The organism is Ralstonia sp. SET104, from assembly GCF_003851545.1.
Classification (GTDB): Bacteria; Pseudomonadota; Gammaproteobacteria; order Burkholderiales; family Burkholderiaceae; genus Ralstonia.
Window position 1 is genome coordinate 128,087 of sequence record NZ_BHVX01000014.1, and the last position, 16,838, is coordinate 144,924.

Consider the following 16,838-nt stretch of genomic DNA (forward strand, 5'->3'; position numbering starts at 1 on the left):
GTCAGGCTTCCACAGAGAGTTCGGGGTGGACGGTGCGGAAGTCGACGCCGTTGGCGTACGAGCCCTTCCAGCCGTGCGAGCGCCCGGTCGGCTCGCAGAAATTGAAGTAACGGAACTGCATCGACCAGCGCGAACGCTGGCTGGTGTTGTGCCCCGAAGCATGCAGCACGAGAAAGTCGACCATCACCAGATCGCCCGGCCTGGTGAGCGGCTGCACGTGCGGATAGCGCGCGAGATAGCTCGCTTCGTCCTTGATCAGCAAGGCATAGGCGCCTTGCTTGCCGGCGTTGTCCGGGTCGGCGCTGAACACGGGCAGTGGCCCTTCCACGTGGGAACCGGGGCAGAACTCCACCGGCCCGATTTCGGGCGTGATTTCCACCAGCGGGCTCCAGAACACCACGCCATCGAGGCTGCGCAACTGGGCCGGATATTCCTGATGCCAGTTGGCGCGAAATTTCTCTTCTCGCGGGTTGTCGATGCGGATGCCGGAGCCAGCGTTCGCAATCCCCGGCAGGGCGCCGGGGCGCACCTCGGTCACCAGGTGTTCGTGACGCGGATCGCCCAGCAAGCGAACAAACGCGGGGATCTGCTTGACTGCGTCGTACACCTCGGCGCCGTATTTGCGATTGGCCTTGATGACTGCCTGGTAGCCGTCGTCGAATCGTTCTGGCGCAAACGGCGCGCGCACGATATCGAGACGGTACTTGTCGATGATGAGGCCGATGATGTCGTAGATGGCGCGCTGGATCGGCTCGACCTGCGACGGCGCGTAGAAGTCGCGCAGGATCAGCAGGCCGTCACGCTGAAAGGTCTCGATTTGAGCGGCGCTCAGGATGCCAGGCATGTCAGCTTCTCCTGATGTTCTTTGACGAGATCGAGCACCACGTTGGACACCGTGTCGATATCTGCGCCTGACATGTCGTGATACGACGGCAGGTTGATGGCGCGCTCGGCAATCGCGTAACTGTTGGGCGCGTTGTTGCGTGAAGTGTCCGCCAACGTGCCGAACAACTCTGTCTGGCTCAGCGGGTAAAAGAACACCCGCGCATCGATGCCGCGGCGCGAGAACGCAGCCAGCAGCCCATCGCGCGTGATGCCCAGGGCTTCGTCAAACACCACCGTTGGCATCCAGTAACTGTTCAGCGTGCCGGGTGCTTCGGGATTGAGTGCAAGGCCCTTGATGCCGCCGAGGTGCGTTTCATAGGCGGCAAAGATCTCGCGCTTGCGTGCGACCAGCGCGTCGATGCGCTCGAGCTGCGCGCAGCCGATGGCGGCCTGCACGTTGGAAATGCGGTACTTGAAGCCAATAAAGTCAGACCAGAACTGCTTGCCGCCCGGCACGCGGCCGTGGTTGTTCAGCGTCATCACGCGGTCGTATAGCGCGCGGTCGTTGGTGACGAACATGCCGCCTTCGCCCGTCGTCATGGTCTTGGTGCCATGGAACGAGAACGTGCCGAAGATGCCCTGTGCCCCCGTTGCGTGTTCATGCCAGCGTGAGCCAACAGCTTCAGCCGCGTCTTCGATGACGGGAATGCCGTGGCGTTTGCCGATGTCGAGCAGGCGGTCCATCTCGCACAGGTTGCCGTAGAGGTGCGTGGCGATGATGGCTTTGGTGCGCGGCGTGATGGCCGCTTCCACCAGCGCCGGGTCCAGGCACCACGTGTCCGGCAGGATGTCGACAAACACTGGCGTGGCACCCACGTAGGTGATGGGTGATGCCGTGGCGATCCAGTTGGTGTCTGCCAGGATCACCTCATCGCCCGCGCCGATGCCCAGCGCGGCCAGGCCCATGTGCATGGCGCCGGTGCAGCTTGATGTGGCAATGGCGTACTGCGTGCCGACAAACTCGGCAAACAGCTTTTCGAAGCGGTTGATGTAGGCGTAGCACTGGTCGCCCCAGCCGTTGCGTGCGGCGTCGGTGGCGTATTCGACTTCCAGCTCGGTAATCGACGGCTTGGAGTACAGAATCTTCTGGGTCATGGCTGTTCCTGCAGTTCAGGATTCGGGGCCGGCAACGTGATCCCCGCAAACGCGTTGGTCAGCGGCGGATGGTTGCGGTCGCGGTCGGAGCATTCGGTCACGTCGAGTGGCCAGGCGATACCGAGCCGGCTGTCGGTCGGGTTGAGGCCGTCTTCAGCGGCTTGCGCGTAGGGCGTCGAGCTCAGGTACAGCAGTTCGCAATCGTCTTCCAGCGCCTGAAAACCGTGGGCAAACCCGCGCGGCACCAGCAGGCTGTTGTGGCGCTCGGCAGACAACTCCACCGCATGCCACTGCAAGAACGTGGGCGAGCCGGCGCGCAAGTCAACGGCCACGTCGAACACGCGGCCGCGCACGCAGCTCACCAGCTTGATCTCGGCATGCGGCGGGTATTGAAAGTGCAGCCCGCGCACGGTGCCGCGCTTGGTGGAGTAGGAGTGGTTGATTTGTGCGATCGGGCTGTCGAAACCGGCAGCGGCAAGTTCGTCCGCGCAGAAAAAGCGCGTGAAATAGCCGCGATGATCGCCAATGATTGTTCGGTCGATTTCAACCACACCGGCCAATGGTGTCGGCTGGAGCGTGAAGCGGCTCATGCGGCGCTCCTGCATGCGGCGGTAGATGCGGCTGCGGTGAAGCGGTCGATTTGTTGATCGCAAAGCGCGCGCGCACCAGCGGTGTTGTCATGCAGGTGGCGATACCAGGCGGCGGTCTGTTCCAGCGCGGTCTCGAATGGCCACGCTGTCTGCCAGCCTAGTTGCTGGCGTGCGCGGCTGGCGTCCAGATGCAGCATGCCGGCTTCATGACGGCCGGTGGTGGCGTTGGCATCCAGTTGCCAGTTCAGCGACGGCCAATGTTGCTGCAAGCCTTGCAGCACCTGTTCGACCGTGCGCGTGGCGGCGCTGTCCGGGCCGAAATTCCAGGCGGTGGCGCATGATGCATCACCGGCCAGCAGGCGTTGTGCGAGCACCAGATAGCCGTGCAGGCAATCCAGCACGTGCTGCCACGGTCGTGTGGCGTGTGGTGAACGGATGACGAGCGGCGTACCAGCACGCATGGCGCGTTCGGCATCGGGGATGAGGCGGTCTTCCGACCAATCGCCGCCGCCAATCACATTGCCCGCGCGGCCGGTGGCGAGCAACGGGCCGTTGGCAAAGAACGCGCGCCGGTAGCTTGCGGCCACCAGTTCGGCACAGGCTTTGGATGCGCTGTAGGGGTCATGGCCGCCGAGTGCGTCGGTCTCTCGGTAGCCCCAGGCCCACTCGCGGTTGTCGTAGCACTTGTCGGTGGTGGCAATCACGATGGCGGACAGGTTCGTGCAGCCGCGCGCCGTTTCCAGCACGTTGACCGTGCCCATCACGTTGGTGGCGTAGGTGGCAGCAGGGTCCTTGTACGACGCGCGCACCAGCGGTTGCGCCGCGAGGTGAAAGACGACGTCAGGCTGCGCCGCAGCCATGGCAGTGCGTACGCCATCCGCATCACGGATGTCGCCCAGCGTGTGGCCTGCCAGGGAGGATTCCACCTCGGCCAGCGTAAAGAGATTCGGGCTCGTTTCGGGCGCCAGGCTGTAGCCGTAAATCTCTGCGCCAAGCTGGCGCAGCCACAGTGCCAGCCAGCTCCCCTTGAACCCGGTATGCCCGGTCAGGAAGATGCGTTTGCCGGCCCACGCACGCGGGTCGAGTGTCACCACTTTTTCCACGGTGCACTCCCCGTTTGCCATAGGGCTTCCAGACTGTTCTTGTCGCGCAGCGTGTCCATCGGCTGCCAGAAGCCGTGGTGCTCGAAGGTGTTCAGTTCGCCCATCTCGGCCAGACGCGACATTGGCGCGCCTTCCCACGGGGTGTCTTCACTGGCGATGTATTCGATGACGGACGGATTCAGCACGAAGAAGCCGCCGTTGATCCAGCTTCCGCCGTCGCCGGGCGGCTTTTCGGTAAAGCCGGTCACACGGGTGCCGTCGCGCTGGAGCATGCCGTAGCGGCCCGGCGGCTGCACGGCCGTCACGGTGGCCATCTTGCCGTGCTCACGGTGGAAGGCGATCTTGCTGGTGATGTCGATGTCGGACACGCCGTCGCCGTAGGTGAAGCAGAACGGCTCGTTCGGGTCCAGATACGCGGCCACGCGCTTGAGGCGCCCGCCGGTCTGTGATTGCTCGCCCGTGTCGACCAGCGTGATGCGCCACGGCTCGGCATGGCGCTCGTGCACGGTGACTTCGTTCTTCGACATATCGAACGTGACGTCCGACATGTGCAGGAAGTAGTTGGCGAAGTATTCCTTGATGACGTAGCCCTTGTAACCCAGGCAGATGATGAAGTCGTTGATGCCGTGGGCTGCGTAGATCTTCATGATGTGCCACAGGATCGGGCGTCCACCAATCTCGATCATCGGCTTGGGCCGCAGGTGCGATTCCTCGCTGATGCGCGTGCCGAGGCCCCCGGCCAGGATGACTGTCTTCATGGTTCAGTGCTCGCTCATGCGGCGACCGCGTGGGCGCTGACGGTTTGTTGCTCCATCTGCCGCGCGAGGTCGGAATATTGGTTCGACTTGATGGCCAGCGTGTCGGCCAGGGCGCGGTAGGTCAGCGCCAGATACTTGGCGGCGGCAAAGCTGCCGCGCCCGAACACGGCGGCATCCAGCTTGGGCTGTTCGCCAATCTCCAGGCACTTCAGGAAAGCGGATTCCGCCATCGGCAGCCATTGTTTTTCGGCTTGCGCGGCGTCTTGCGCGGCGGCTTCGAACATCAGGTGGCCGAGCATGTAGAAGTAGTCGGGCGAGTGCGCCCACTCCTCCATCCACGTGCCGGCCAGGGTGATGGCCGTATCCAGTTGCTTCGATTTGGAAAGACACGCCAGCAGGCAGATGCACAAGTCATGGCGATAGGGCGCCGTCCTGGGCGCCGTCGCCAGCGCGCGCTGGTAGTGCACGGCGGCCTGTGCCGGGTCTTTCTGATTGATCTCGAAATCCTTGCCGAGCTGGTAGAGCACATACGGGTCGTCCGGATGCGCGGCCAGCTCCAGTTGCAGCAGGGTGTGATTGCGCCCGCGCTTCTGGTCCAGCTTGGCGTTCATATAGCCATCGTGGCCGAGCACCAGCGGCAAGCGCACGCGCTGCAGATTCGCATTGGGCTGCTCGTGGATGCGCCCCTTGTAGCGCACACCGCGCGGCAGCAGGCGGGCGATCCAGCTATTGGAATGCTCCACGTGGCCTGAGATGTCGTATTCGCTGCGGATGCACACCACGCCCAGCAGCGGGCCGAAGGTGCAGGCGTCGCGCAGCTCTTCGGTGCCGCTTTCGATCCACTCGTCGGCGTCCAGCACGAGGTTCCAGTCCGCATTGGCGGCGGCCAGCGCGGCGTTGCGGGCGGCCGAGAAGTCGTCCACCCACTGGAAGTGATGCACCTGCGCGCCGCATGCCTTGGCAATTGCCACGGTGTCGTCGGTCGAGCCGGTGTCGAGCACGATCATGCGATCGACGTGCGGCTTGGCGCTCAGCAGGCAGCGCTCGATACAGGCGGCCTCATTGCGGGCGATGACCACCAGCGCGAGGCTGGCCCCGGCGGACTTGGCACGGTGTTTGGCGTGTTTGGACATGCAGACTCAGAAAAAAAGGCTATCGCAAAGGCGATTTCAGAGCCTGTTCAGGATCCGTAGCGAGCATCGCAAGGCCAAGATCGGGGCGCGCAGGATCATGAGCAGGCGCTAGATCGACATGCTCATGATGCTCTGGTACGCCGAGACGAACTTGTTGCGCACCTGCACCGCGGTCTGCATGTCGATGTTGGCTTTCTGCAGCGAGAGCATGACGTCGTGCAGATCCACGTCGTTGTTGCCCATTTCGAAGCTGCGCGAGACCGACTCGGCTTTTTGCTGCGACGCGTCAACCCGGTCCAGCGACGACTTGAGCACCGCGCCAAAGTCAACGCTGACCTTGGCGCCGTCGCCCGTGGCCGAGCCGCCAATGCCGCCAACGGTGCTGGACGGTGCCAGCACGCTGTTCATGAGCGACACCACTGAATTGGCGTTCGTAATATCCATGTGAAGAAGGCTCCTCTTTTGCTTGTGGCGCGCCATTGACGGGTGTGCCGGGCCATTTCTGGCCCCAGCGGCTGGTCGCTATTGCGCCACGGTGATGCAAAGGTAGCCGCCGGCCGGCCGTTCCCAAGCGCCCAAAAGAGCGGGAAAACGCCCTCTTCTTGCCAATTTGCTTGCCCATCCCCTGTCGATAATGGCAACCACGGAGCCATGCCCAGCAGTTGGGTTGGGGCTCAGGCAACGTAGTCAGTCAGGAGATTTGGGATGCCAACGACAGCCGATTCGGTTGCTGTCGCCGACACGCTCGGTACGGTGGATATGCCGGCGATAGGCCAGGGCGCCAAGGGGCGCCAGAACGCGGGAGCGCTGGGTGCGCTGGGCCCGCTCGGCCGTCTGTCGCCGCGTCTGCTGATGATGGTCGGTGGGGCGGCGCTGGTGGCCGTGATTGCCGCCGCCATGCTGTGGAGCCGCGCCCCGGATTACCGTGTGCTGTACAGCAATGTGTCTGACAGCGACGGCGGCGCGATCATTGCCGCGCTGCAGCAGATGAACGTGCCATACCGCTTTGCCGAAGGCGGCACCGCCATCATGGTGCCCGAGGCAAACGTGCATGAAGCGCGTCTGAAGCTGGCCACGCAAGGTCTGCCCAAGGGTGGCCAGGCCGGTTTCGAACTGATGGAAAACCAGAAATTCGGCACCAGCCAGTTTGCCGAGCAGGTCAATTACCAGCGCGCCCTGGAAGGCGAGCTGGCCCGTACCATCCAGGCCATGCAAGAGGTGCAATCCGCCCGCGTGCATCTGGCCATGACCAAGCCGTCGGTGTTCGTGCGCGAGCAGGCCAAGCCCAGCGCTTCCGTGCTGCTCAAGCTGTATCCGGGCCGCATGCTCGACCGCTCGCAGGTGCAGGCCATTGGCCACCTTGTGTCGAGCAGCGTGCCGAACCTGCCGCTGGCCAACGTGACGGTGGTTGACCAATCCGGCCGGTTGCTGTCGTCGTCGTTCCAGGACAACGCCTCAGGCCTGGACCCGACGCAACTGAGCTACGTGCGCGATGTCGAGCAGGGCTATATCAAGCGCATTGAAGCCATCCTCGGCCCCGTGGTGGGTGAAGACAACGTGCGTGCCCAGGTGACGGCCGATGTTGATCTGGACAACACCGAGCAGATGGCCGAGACGTACCGTCCGAACCAGGATCCGGCCAACGCGGCCGTGCGCAGCACGCACACCGCTGAATCGATGCAGAACAAGGCCGACGCCCAGGGCGGCGTGCCGGGGGCACTGTCCAACCAGCCGCCGACCGCGCCGCGCATGTTGCCGACCGCACCGGCTCCGGCCTCGCAACCGGCTGCAGCAGGCCCGAATGGTCAGAACGGCCAACCGCAACAACCGGCGGCTGCCAACACGAGCGGTACGGCAACCAGCGGCAACGCATCGAGCACCCGCGACACCACGACCAACTACGAAGTCGACAAGACCGTGCGCCGCACCCGTGCCGCAGTGGGCACCGTGCGCCGCCTGTCGGTGGCCGTGGTGGTCAACTACCGGGGTGACGGCAAGACGTGGAAGCCGCTGTCCGAAGCCGAGATGGGTAACCTCAACGCGCTGGTCAAGGACGCGGTGGGTTTTGACGCCAAGCGCGGCGATTCCGTGAACGTGGTCAACAGCCAGTTCTCGGGCACGCTGCCGGTAGCCAAGGACGACCTGCCGCTGTGGAAGCAGCCGGAGATGCTCCAGTACGCCATTCAAGCGGCCAAGTATCTGGCGCTGGCAATCGGCTTCCTGATCCTCGTGTTTGCAGTGATCCGGCCCGCCATTCGCTCGATGAACAAGAGGCCCGAGCCGGCCACGCCCACCTTCGTGGGCCGCGAAGGCGAAGATCCGAACGCTCCGATCATCACCGGCGCCGCCGCTTCGGCCGGGCCGGAGCTGGAAGGGCCGTCGGCAACGGGTGCCCTGGGCGCAGGCGGCGAGGATGTGCCCGAGAGCCTGCCGCAGCTCAAGAACGCCGATTTCGAGAAGAAGCTTGAGACCATGCGCCGCGTGGCGCAGAGCAACCCGCGCGCCGTCGCGGCCGTCATCAAACAATGGGTGAGTAACGAATGAGCGCCGAAGGACTCCAACGCAGCGCCATCCTTATGATGTCGTTGGGCGAAAGCGAAGCTGCTGAAGTACTCAAGCACCTGGGCCCGCGCGAAGTGCAGAAGCTGGGCGCAACCATGGCCGCGCTGAAAAACGTCTCGCGCGAGCGCGTGCTCGACGCCTTCGACGCTTTCTTTGTCGAGGCTGAAGACCTGCCGCTGGATGTGGACTCCAACGAGTACATCCGCACCGTCTTCCGCAAGGCACTGGGCGACGACCGCGCCGCCAACATCATCGACCGCATCCTGTCGGGCGGTGACACCAGCGGCATTGAAGGCCTCAAGTGGATGGATGCATCGTCGGTGGCGGAACTGATCCGCAACGAGCATCCGCAGATCATCGCCACGATCCTGGTCCACCTGGACCGCGACCAGGCTTCGGAAATCCTGACCTATTTCACCGAGCGCCTGCGCAACGACACCATCCTGCGCATTGCCACGCTCGACGGCATCCAGCCCAGCGCGCTGCGCGAGCTGAACGACGTGCTGACCAAGCTGCTGCAGGGCAACGACCATCGCAAGAAGAACGCGATGGGCGGCGTGCTCACGGCAGCAGAGATCCTCAACCTGGTGCCAAGCGCCGTTGAAAGCTCCGTTATCGAAGGCGTGCGTTCACGCGATCCGGAATTGGCCGACGCCATTGTCGAGAAGATGTTCGTGTTCGACAACCTGATCGACCTGGACGGCCGTGCGTTGCAGACGCTGCTGCGTGAGATCAGCCAGGACATCCTGGTGGTGGCGCTCAAGGGCGCCAAGCAGGAGTTCCGCGACAAGGTGTTCGCCAACATGTCGCAGCGTGCCGGCACGATGCTCAGGGAAGAGCTGGAAGTGCTGGGCCCGGTCAAGGTGTCGGAAGTCGAGGCGCAGCAGAAGGAAATCCTCATGGTTGCGCGTCGTCTGGCCGACGAGGGCGAGATCACCATTGGCCGCAAGGCGGAGGACGCTTATGTCTGAGCGCACCGGCCGCCGCTGCCACCTTCGTGTGACGGAGCGCTGAGATGCCGCGTCCGCCAATCATCCCGCGCGACACGCTGGTCGAATACCAGCCGTGGGAGCCGACCGACTTCGAGCGCCAGGCCGCACAGGCCGCTGCTCAAGCCGCGCCACCCCCACCGCCGCCCGAGCCCGAAGAGCCGCCGATCTCCGAAGAAGAATGGCAAGCCGCGCTGGATGCGGAGCTTGCCAACGCCCGCGACGAAGGCCGCCGCGACGGCTTCGCACAGGGCTTCCAGGATGGCTTTGAGCAAGGCCGCCGCCAGGGCGAGGAAGATTCAAAGCACATCGCCGCGCTGATGCAATCCGTGCGCGATGCGATCGACCAACTGAACGGCAGCGTTGCCGAAGAACTGGTTGATCTGGCGTTGCAACTGGCGCAGCAGTTTTTGCACGGCGCACTGCATGCGCAGCCCGAACGCATTCTTCCGCTGATTCGCGAAGTGTTGGGCGATGCGCCCACCGCACCGGCACCCGCCATGCTGCGCGTGCATGCCGATGACGCAGAACTGATCCGCCAGACGCTGGGTACCGAGCTGGCCGCCGCCGGCTGGACGCTCATCGTTGATGCCGCCATCGAGCGCGGCGGCTGCCGCGTGCAGACCCGCTTTGGCGAAACCGATGCCACGCTGCAAACCCGCTGGGCCGAACTGACCCGCGCGCTGGGCCGCGATACCGCATGGCTTGCCAGCGAACGCGCGGAAGCTGAACGCGTGGCAGGAGGCGCGCTCCATGTCGCCTGATACCGTGCAGCTGGCAGCGCGGGCTGGCCACAACACTGCCGTTGACAACCCCAACGTGCGCATGTGGCAGGCCCACCTGCAGCAGACCGCGCAACGTGCGCGTCTGGCACGCCCGGTGGTGACGTGCGGCAAGCTCACGCGCGTGGCCGGCCTGGTCATGGAAGCCGTCGGCCTGAAGCTGCCGGTGGGCAGTGCCTGCCGCGTTGAGCTGCCAAGTAGTGGAGGACGGGTCCGCCACGTGCTGGCCGAAGTGGTGGGCTTTGCCGAAGAGCGCGCCTTCCTGATGCCGCAAACGGATCTGGTGGGCGTGGTGCCCGGCGCGCGCGTGTTCCCGCTGGAGCCGCAACGCCTGCCAGTGACGAGCGAAGACGGCGCCGACCCGACGATTTCGCACAGCAAGTTCCTGCCCGTGGGCCCGCGCCTGCTGGGCCGCGTGGTGGATGCCAACGGCGAGCCGCTCGACGGCAAAGGCCCGCTGGGCTCGCATGAAGAACTCGCCTGGGGCACGCTGACCCCGGCGCCGCTGAACCCGCTCAAACGCAAACCGATCGAGCATGTGCTTGACGTGGGCGTGCGTGCCATCAATGGCTTGCTCACCGTTGGCCAAGGCCAGCGTCTGGGCCTGTTCGCAGGCTCCGGCGTCGGTAAGAGCGTGTTGCTGGGCATGATGGCCCGCTACACCCAGGCCGACGTGGTGGTCGTGGGCCTGATCGGCGAACGCGGCCGCGAAGTGAAGGAATTCATTGACGAGATTCTTGGCGAAGAAGGCATGGCACGCTCGGCCGTGGTGGCCGCGCCGGCCGACACCTCACCGCTGATGCGTCTGCAGGGCGCGGCTTACGCACACACCATCGCCGAGTACTTCCGCGATCGTGGCTGCAACGTGCTGCTGATCGTGGATTCGCTTACGCGTTATGCGATGGCCCAGCGCGAGATTGCTCTGGCCATTGGCGAGCCGCCTGCCACCAAGGGCTATCCGCCCTCGGCGTTTGCCAAGCTGCCCGCACTGGTCGAGCGCGCCGGCAACGGCATGGTGGACGCCAACGGTCGCGGCGGCTCGATCACCGCGTTTTACACCGTGCTGGCCGAAGGCGATGACCAGCAAGACCCGATTGCCGATGCGGCGCGCGCCATTCTGGACGGCCACTTTGTGCTTTCTCGCAAGCTGGCCGAGCAAGGCCACTACCCGGCCATTGATATCGAACAGTCGATCAGCCGCGTGATGTCGGCCATCGTGCCGCGCGAGCAGCTCGATACCGCCCGCCGCTTCAAGCAGCTCTACGCCCGCTACCAGCGCAACCGGGACCTGATCGCCGTGGGTGCCTATGCACGAGGCAGCGACCCGCTGACCGACCAGGCCATCGCCCGCTACCCCGACATGGAAGCGTTCCTGCAGCAGGGCATGTTTGAGAACGAAAGCCGCGATCACACGCTGGAGAAGATGCATGGGGTGCTCGCATGAAGCCCGTGGTGCAGTGCGCGCTTGACAGTGTGAAGACGCAAGCCTTGCGCAAGCCGGTGGCTAAAGCCGCCGCGTTTGCAACCGATGGGTTGATGTAACGGGAAACTGGAGAGTCGACCAATGACCACTAGAACTGCGCCGTTCCGCCTCGAAACCGTGCTGGAACTGGCCCAGAAGGACACCGAAAAAGCCACGCAGGAGGTCGGCCGCCTGATGAACACGCGCGAGGCCGCCACGCAAAAGCTGGCACTGCTGTCCGACTACCGCAACAACTATCACCAGCAGATGCTGAGCACGGCTGAAGGCGGCATGGACGTCACGCGCCTGCGCAACTACGCCGCCTTTATCGACCGCCTGGGCAGCGCCGTGCACCAGCAGAAGGGCACCATCAACGCGCTGGAGCAGCAGCTTGCAATGAGCCGTGCCAATTGGCTTGAAAAGCAGCGCCGCGAGCAGTCGTTCGACATCCTGCGCCAGCGCCACATTGAAGAGCAGCGCCAGGACGAAGAACGCCGCGCCCAGCGCGACAACGACGAACACGCCGCCAAGGTGATCCGCATGCGTGCGGCACAGGGCGGCAATTGAAGACCAACGCGAACGCGCAGTCGCAAGATGGAGTCAACGTGGGCTTGAGTGCCACCCCCAACGCCGCTGCCAAAGACCTGGGCGCCATGCTGTCGGCCGGCAATACTGCTGCCGCTGACAAGACGCAGGCCGCCTCGTCTGGCACCGATACGTTCGGCAACCTGTTGTCGGACCGCATGCAGTTAGACAGAATCAGCCAGGATGCCGCGCGCCGCCGCGCCGATGCACAATCCGCCGCTGACGATGCCAGCCGCCGCGCTGATATCGCCCGCCAGGACGCCGCACGTGCCGCCGCTGCACGCAACGATCAGGACGCCACGCCGGCCGACAGCAACACGCCGGTGCAGGCCGTCACCACGCCTGCCAGCAGCACTGTTGATGCGGCCAACGCCAAGCCGGCGCAGCCTGTCAACGCCAAGGATCTCGATACCGCTGCGCAACAGGCGGTGGTCGACCCGGCTGCGCAACTGGCCGCCCAGATCGAGGCCGCACGCCAAGCCGCGCTGCAAACTGCTGCCGCGCAACAGCCGGTTGCCCAGCCGGCAGCCCAATTGAATACCAACGCCGATACCAACGCGGCGACGCAGGCACTCAGCAAATCGTCTGCAACTGACGCCGCCGCACTGGCCGCCGCAAATGCTGCCGCCAACGGCACGCAAGGCGCCACCGACCCGGCCACGGCGGCACAAGCCGGCCAGGCCGGATTGCCGGGCGCCAAAGACGCCAACGCCGCAAACACGCCAACGCCGCCGGCCACCGCGCTGCCCGACAGCAGCGCGCTGGCCCAAACCATGGCCCGCACGCGCGCCGTGGCTGACAACACGCCGGCCGCCGTGCGGCAACTCGGCAGCACATCGTCTGCGCAAGGCGCCAATGCCGATCATGGCCTGCCGCGCCGTACCGATCTGAACGGACATAGCCCCGCCACGCAGATGGCCACGGCTGGTCTGGCCGATGCAACCAGCCATGCCAGCAACGGCGGCAATACCGGCAACACCGATAGCGCAGGCACGCAAGCCAATGCGCAGGGTAGCGGCGCGCAGTTCCAGGAGGTACTGTCGCGCGCCAATGCCGATGCGGGCATGGCTGCGCCCACCTTTGCAGTGGGCGGCGCCAACGCAGGCGCTGCAGCAGCGGCATCGATCACGCCGCAGCAAATCCACACGCTGCCTACCTTTGGCGATGCCGGGTGGCCACAGAGCTTGGCCAGCCAACTCGCTTTCATGCAGGTACACAAACAGTCGTCGGCCGAGCTGCAATTGAACCCGGCCGAACTGGGCGGCATGCACGTCAAGCTGGAAGTCGACAATGGCGCCGTCAGCGCGAGCTTTGTCTGTCAGCACCAGGCCGTGGCCGAACTTGTGCAGGACGCCATGCCGCGCCTGCGCGATGCCATGCAACAAGGCGGGATGCAGCTTGCGCAAACGTCCGTCAGCACGGGCGATTTCAGCCAGCAGCAGAGCGCCTCGCAAGGCTCGTCGGCACAAAACCAGGGCAGCGGTTCGGGCAACGGGGGCAACAGTAGCCGTTATGGCAGCAGCGACTCGCAAGACCGCATCGATACCGCGGCACTGGCACCGCGTCGCGCATCCAGCCACGAGGGCGCCATCGATACGTTTGCCTGACGATTGTGCTGGCGGTGGCATAAAGTTTGGCGCAACCCTGCCGTTAATACGCAGGAGTGCCATGCGAAATGGCCAGCCGCAAGGCAACGAAAAAAAGGAAGGGAAACAACAACGCGAGCACGCCGCGCATATGTCTGACGCGGCAGCGTTGCAATGAATAACAAGGGGGTCAAGTCCGACCGGCGAAGAAGGGATCAAACGGGGATCATTTCGCCACATCCGTCCTCGGGCGGATGCACACGGACCGATGCGGAGTGTCCGAGCCGGGGGGCTGGCGCACCGCATGTTTGCCGTACTTACGGGAGAGCGCACCGCGAGGTGCGCTTTTTGTTTTTGCGCGCCCGCCTTTTTGATGCGGGCGTATGTGGCGAAGCCTCAGGCGCGCGCCTCAGCCGCTGCCAGCGTGGCGGGCGTGACCGACACCACGTGCTCCACACCGTAGCCGCGCTCCACCCACGCATCGATACCGCCATGCAGCGGGCGCACGCGCTTGAAGCCGCGCCCCATCAGCGTGCGCGCCAGCGTCACGGCAGACGCTTCGTTGGGGCAGGCGCAGTAGATGATGATCTCGCGGTCGGGGCCGTCGATCTCGATCGCGCGGTGGCTGCCGGACATGTCATACAGCATCGCCCCCGGAATGCGTTGCGGCTGCAGCATGCGCGAGCTGTCGGCGCGCACATCGATGATGACGGGCGCCGCGCCGGATTCGATCAACGCATGCAGCTCATCAGGTGAGATGCGCGCCATCTCCAGCATCTTGCGAAAGCGCCAGCGCTGCAGCCAGCGCGCCGCCACGTACACCGCCGCCAGCAGTGCGATCAGCAGCACGGCACGCGTGCCGAGCAGATCGAGTTGCCGCAGCGCCTGGTCGATGCTGTCATGCGCCACGCGGCCGAGCACGAGCCAAAGCGTGGCCCACACCGCCGAGCCCACCAGGTTGTACAGCGCGAACGTGCTGAACGGCGTGCGCATCGTGCCCAACAGTGCGGACGACACCGTCGACAAACCCGGAATGAACTTCGCGATCAGCAGCATCGGCGCGCCCCAGCGCTCGAACTGCGTGCGCGTGCGCCGCACGCAGGAGTCGGGCGACAGCGACACGCGGCACAGCAGCGCCATCACGTGCCGGCCGTAGCGCTTGCCAGCGAAATACCACAGGCCATCGCCCAGCAGCGCACCCGACACGGCGGCCGGCGCAAGTTCCATCAGGTGCAGCGGCCCATGGAATGTCAGCGCGCCGGCCACCAGCAGCGTCGGCACGGCCGGCAGCGGCGCGCCGGCTTGCGTCAGCAGCACATTGAGAAACACGGCAAACGCGCCGTACTCGGCAATCAAGGGAAACAGGTCATGCATGGCAGGGAGGGCGCGGCAGGGGCAAATGCGTCCGCCAAGTTACCGCATTCCGGCGTTGCCCGATAGCCATGTCACCGGCATGCACGTGCAGCATGCGCTTCGTGTGAAATTGGCATGACAATGCGTGTTTCACACCGCTTCCACATGCCGCGCCATGTCTTCTGCAATGCCCGCCGATGTTTCCGCTTTCATGCACGATTCCGGTGCCATCGCCATTCGTCCGGCCACCGTGGCAGATTTGCCCGCGATCGTCAGCATCTACGCGCATCACGTGCGCACCGGCACCGCCAGCTTTGAGATTGACCCGCCGGATCTGACCGAGATGACGCGCCGCTTCCAGGGGCTCCAGGATGCTGGCATGCCCTACGTGGTGGCCGAAGCCCATGGTGTGCTGCTCGGCTATGCGTATGCCGGCCCGCATCGCGCGCGGCCCGCATATCGCCATACGGTGGAAGATTCGATCTACCTTGACAGTGCTGCGCAGGGGCGCGGCGTTGGCACATTGCTGCTGGAAGCGCTCATCTGTGAATGCCAGGCGCGTGGTTTCAGGCAGATGGTGGCAGTGGTGGGCGGCGGCCGCGACAACCCGGGGTCAGCCAAGCTGCATGCGCGCTGCGGCTTTCGGGAAGTGGGTGTGCTGGAGGCCGTGGGCTACAAATTTGGGCGCTGGCTGGATTGCATGTTGATGCAGCGCGCGTTGTGAGGTCAGGCGAGGGCCCCGGTAAACCCGATCAAGGAAGTTCAGGGATGACTGGCGGTCACCGGCAACCGGCCGTTGCATGATCTTCTGCAGCCGTTGCAGAGTCGCCTGCCGCGTCTTCAGGCTGGCTTGCTGCTGGTCAGGCGAGCTAAAGGTGACGAGGAGCGCGGCGACGTTGTTCGTCTGCCTGCCATCCTTAATCGATGATGTCCGCGCAGGCGTCGGTGGGCGCGGCCGCCACATGCCCCACCAACGGCACCATCTTCAGGCCCGCCGATGCCACGCGGCACGGTGCAGCCACCACGCCGCAGCCCGAGAGAAGTGCCGCACCAAGCAGGGACACAGCGAACAGAAGGTGTTTCATCGTGGGCGGGTGTGAAGGCGAATGAAAGCGAATGCGGCGCAGTGTGACACAGAGTGATCTGCCCACCTGTGCGCGTTTGTATCGGGAAATGGCAATCCGTGCGGTCTTTCAGACGTTGATGCGATGCGTCAGAACACGGCAATGGAGACCGTTCGAACGCCGTACAAAGCTGGCTTTTGATCAAAAAGTCACATCCAGTGTTTGCGCAAATTAACCAACCAAGCTTTACTGCAGGCCGTAAAACCAATGGTGATGCGGGTTTTCCCTTAATTTCAGATATCACAACAATAAATTGTCTGTCTCGACATTTATTGTCTGAACAGGCTCGCCTACGATGACTCCATTGAATGCGGCGCCGCAGCGAAAACAAGATTCAGGAAATGTCCGGATCACCTGCCCGACGCGCTGCGCCCATCTGGAGAAGACATCATGAAAGCCCAACGCACCCTGATCGCTGCCCTGATCGCCCTGGCAAGTGTGCCGGCCCTGGCAGCAGCCAAGTTTGACGTGTACACGCAAGGCGCTGCGCAAGTCAGCCAACGCTTCGACGTGTATTCGGATGGCGCCAAGGCTGGTAGCAAGTTTGACCCGTACACCGAAGGCGCATTGGCTCGCGCCGGCAAGTTCGACACCTACACTGAAGGCGCCAAGGCTGGCAGCAAGTTTGACCCGTACACCGAAGGCGCACTGGCTCGCGCCGGCAAGTTTGACACCTACACTGAAGGTGCCAAGGCTGGCAGCAAGTTTGACCCGTACACCGAAGGCGCCGCAGCCTGAGTCTGGTTCCTCCCGCAAAAACGCCCGCACTGAACTGCACCCCAAAAGTTGGACACCAACTTTTGGGGTGTTTTCATGTACAGGTACAGCGAG

General features: G+C 64.3%; 17 protein-coding genes. 8 read left to right on the forward strand and 9 right to left on the reverse strand.

Annotation, left to right across the window (positions count from 1 at the left end; genetic code table 11):
* Position 1: 1 nt before the first annotated feature.
* From PSUB009319_RS17705 to fliE, 7 genes are all read right to left on the reverse strand, one after another.
* A complete protein-coding gene (locus PSUB009319_RS17705; protein ID WP_124383506.1) occupies positions 2–844 on the reverse strand; it encodes a phytanoyl-CoA dioxygenase family protein in 843 nt (280 codons plus the stop codon).
* A complete protein-coding gene (locus PSUB009319_RS17710) occupies positions 829–1,980 on the reverse strand; it encodes a DegT/DnrJ/EryC1/StrS aminotransferase family protein (protein WP_124383507.1) in 1,152 nt (383 codons plus the stop codon). The genes PSUB009319_RS17705 and PSUB009319_RS17710 overlap by 16 nt, the downstream gene beginning before the upstream one ends.
* A complete protein-coding gene (gene rfbC, locus PSUB009319_RS17715; protein ID WP_124383508.1) occupies positions 1,977–2,570 on the reverse strand; it encodes a dTDP-4-dehydrorhamnose 3,5-epimerase in 594 nt (197 codons plus the stop codon). Before rfbC ends, PSUB009319_RS17710 begins: the two co-directional genes overlap by 4 nt.
* Positions 2,567–3,694 (reverse strand): CDP-glucose 4,6-dehydratase, encoded by a 1,128-nt coding sequence (gene rfbG, locus PSUB009319_RS17720; RefSeq protein WP_124383509.1) that lies wholly within the window; start codon positions 3,692–3,694, stop codon positions 2,567–2,569. The genes rfbC and rfbG overlap by 4 nt, the downstream gene beginning before the upstream one ends.
* Positions 3,658–4,431 (reverse strand): glucose-1-phosphate cytidylyltransferase, encoded by a 774-nt coding sequence (rfbF, locus tag PSUB009319_RS17725; RefSeq protein WP_124383510.1) that lies wholly within the window; start codon positions 4,429–4,431, stop codon positions 3,658–3,660. The genes rfbG and rfbF overlap by 37 nt, the downstream gene beginning before the upstream one ends.
* A 14-nt stretch (positions 4,432–4,445) precedes the next feature.
* Positions 4,446–5,564: a glycosyltransferase family 2 protein gene (locus PSUB009319_RS17730; protein ID WP_124383511.1), complete on the reverse strand. Its 1,119-nt coding sequence runs from the start codon at positions 5,562–5,564 to the stop codon at positions 4,446–4,448.
* A 108-nt stretch (positions 5,565–5,672) separates the two neighbouring features.
* Positions 5,673–6,008, reverse strand: a complete 336-nt coding sequence (fliE, locus tag PSUB009319_RS17735) for a flagellar hook-basal body complex protein FliE (RefSeq protein WP_124383512.1) — start codon at positions 6,006–6,008, stop codon at positions 5,673–5,675.
* Between the two features lie 261 nt (positions 6,009–6,269).
* On the opposite strand from fliE, the gene fliF reads away from it, so the two are divergent.
* The 6 genes from fliF to PSUB009319_RS17765 all read left to right on the forward strand — a co-directional run bounded on the left by fliF (position 6,270) and on the right by PSUB009319_RS17765 (position 13,551).
* The gene (gene fliF / locus PSUB009319_RS17740; RefSeq protein WP_124383513.1) at positions 6,270–8,108 is read left to right on the forward strand and encodes a flagellar basal-body MS-ring/collar protein FliF; all 1,839 of its coding nucleotides are present in this window, start codon (positions 6,270–6,272) and stop codon (positions 8,106–8,108) included.
* Positions 8,105–9,097, forward strand: coding sequence for a flagellar motor switch protein FliG (fliG, locus tag PSUB009319_RS17745; protein ID WP_124383514.1), 993 nt, complete (start codon positions 8,105–8,107; stop codon positions 9,095–9,097). The genes fliF and fliG overlap by 4 nt, the downstream gene beginning before the upstream one ends.
* Positions 9,098–9,141: 44 nt before the next feature.
* Positions 9,142–9,879, forward strand: a complete 738-nt coding sequence (gene fliH, locus PSUB009319_RS17750) for a flagellar assembly protein FliH (protein WP_124383515.1) — start codon at positions 9,142–9,144, stop codon at positions 9,877–9,879.
* The gene (fliI, locus tag PSUB009319_RS17755; RefSeq protein ID WP_124383516.1) at positions 9,869–11,341 is read left to right on the forward strand and encodes a flagellar protein export ATPase FliI; all 1,473 of its coding nucleotides are present in this window, start codon (positions 9,869–9,871) and stop codon (positions 11,339–11,341) included. The genes fliH and fliI overlap by 11 nt, the downstream gene beginning before the upstream one ends.
* 120 nt (positions 11,342–11,461) lie before the next feature.
* Positions 11,462–11,926 carry a flagellar export protein FliJ gene (fliJ, locus tag PSUB009319_RS17760; RefSeq protein WP_124383517.1) on the forward strand — a complete coding sequence of 155 codons (465 nt, stop codon included), beginning with the start codon at positions 11,462–11,464 and terminating at the stop codon, positions 11,924–11,926.
* 38 nt (positions 11,927–11,964) lie between these two features.
* Complete coding sequence (locus PSUB009319_RS17765; protein ID WP_124383525.1) at positions 11,965–13,551, forward strand: flagellar hook-length control protein FliK; 1,587 nt, start codon at positions 11,965–11,967, stop codon at positions 13,549–13,551.
* A 375-nt stretch (positions 13,552–13,926) separates the two neighbouring features.
* Here the strand turns inward: PSUB009319_RS17765 and PSUB009319_RS17770 are convergent, their stop codons facing one another.
* Positions 13,927–14,904, reverse strand: coding sequence for a DedA family protein/thiosulfate sulfurtransferase GlpE (locus PSUB009319_RS17770; RefSeq protein ID WP_124383518.1), 978 nt, complete (start codon positions 14,902–14,904; stop codon positions 13,927–13,929).
* Between the two features lie 154 nt (positions 14,905–15,058).
* Between PSUB009319_RS17770 and PSUB009319_RS17775 the strand changes: the two genes are divergently transcribed.
* Positions 15,059–15,607 carry an N-acetyltransferase family protein gene (locus PSUB009319_RS17775; protein WP_374704209.1) on the forward strand — a complete coding sequence of 183 codons (549 nt, stop codon included), beginning with the start codon at positions 15,059–15,061 and terminating at the stop codon, positions 15,605–15,607.
* 193 nt (positions 15,608–15,800) lie between these two features.
* Here the strand turns inward: PSUB009319_RS17775 and PSUB009319_RS22960 are convergent, their stop codons facing one another.
* Complete coding sequence (locus PSUB009319_RS22960; protein ID WP_185453498.1) at positions 15,801–15,968, reverse strand: DUF6726 family protein; 168 nt, start codon at positions 15,966–15,968, stop codon at positions 15,801–15,803.
* Between the two features lie 429 nt (positions 15,969–16,397).
* On the opposite strand from PSUB009319_RS22960, the gene PSUB009319_RS17780 reads away from it, so the two are divergent.
* Positions 16,398–16,745, forward strand: a complete 348-nt coding sequence (locus tag PSUB009319_RS17780) for a hypothetical protein (RefSeq protein WP_124383519.1) — start codon at positions 16,398–16,400, stop codon at positions 16,743–16,745.
* The last annotated feature ends 93 nt before the right edge of the window (positions 16,746–16,838 follow it).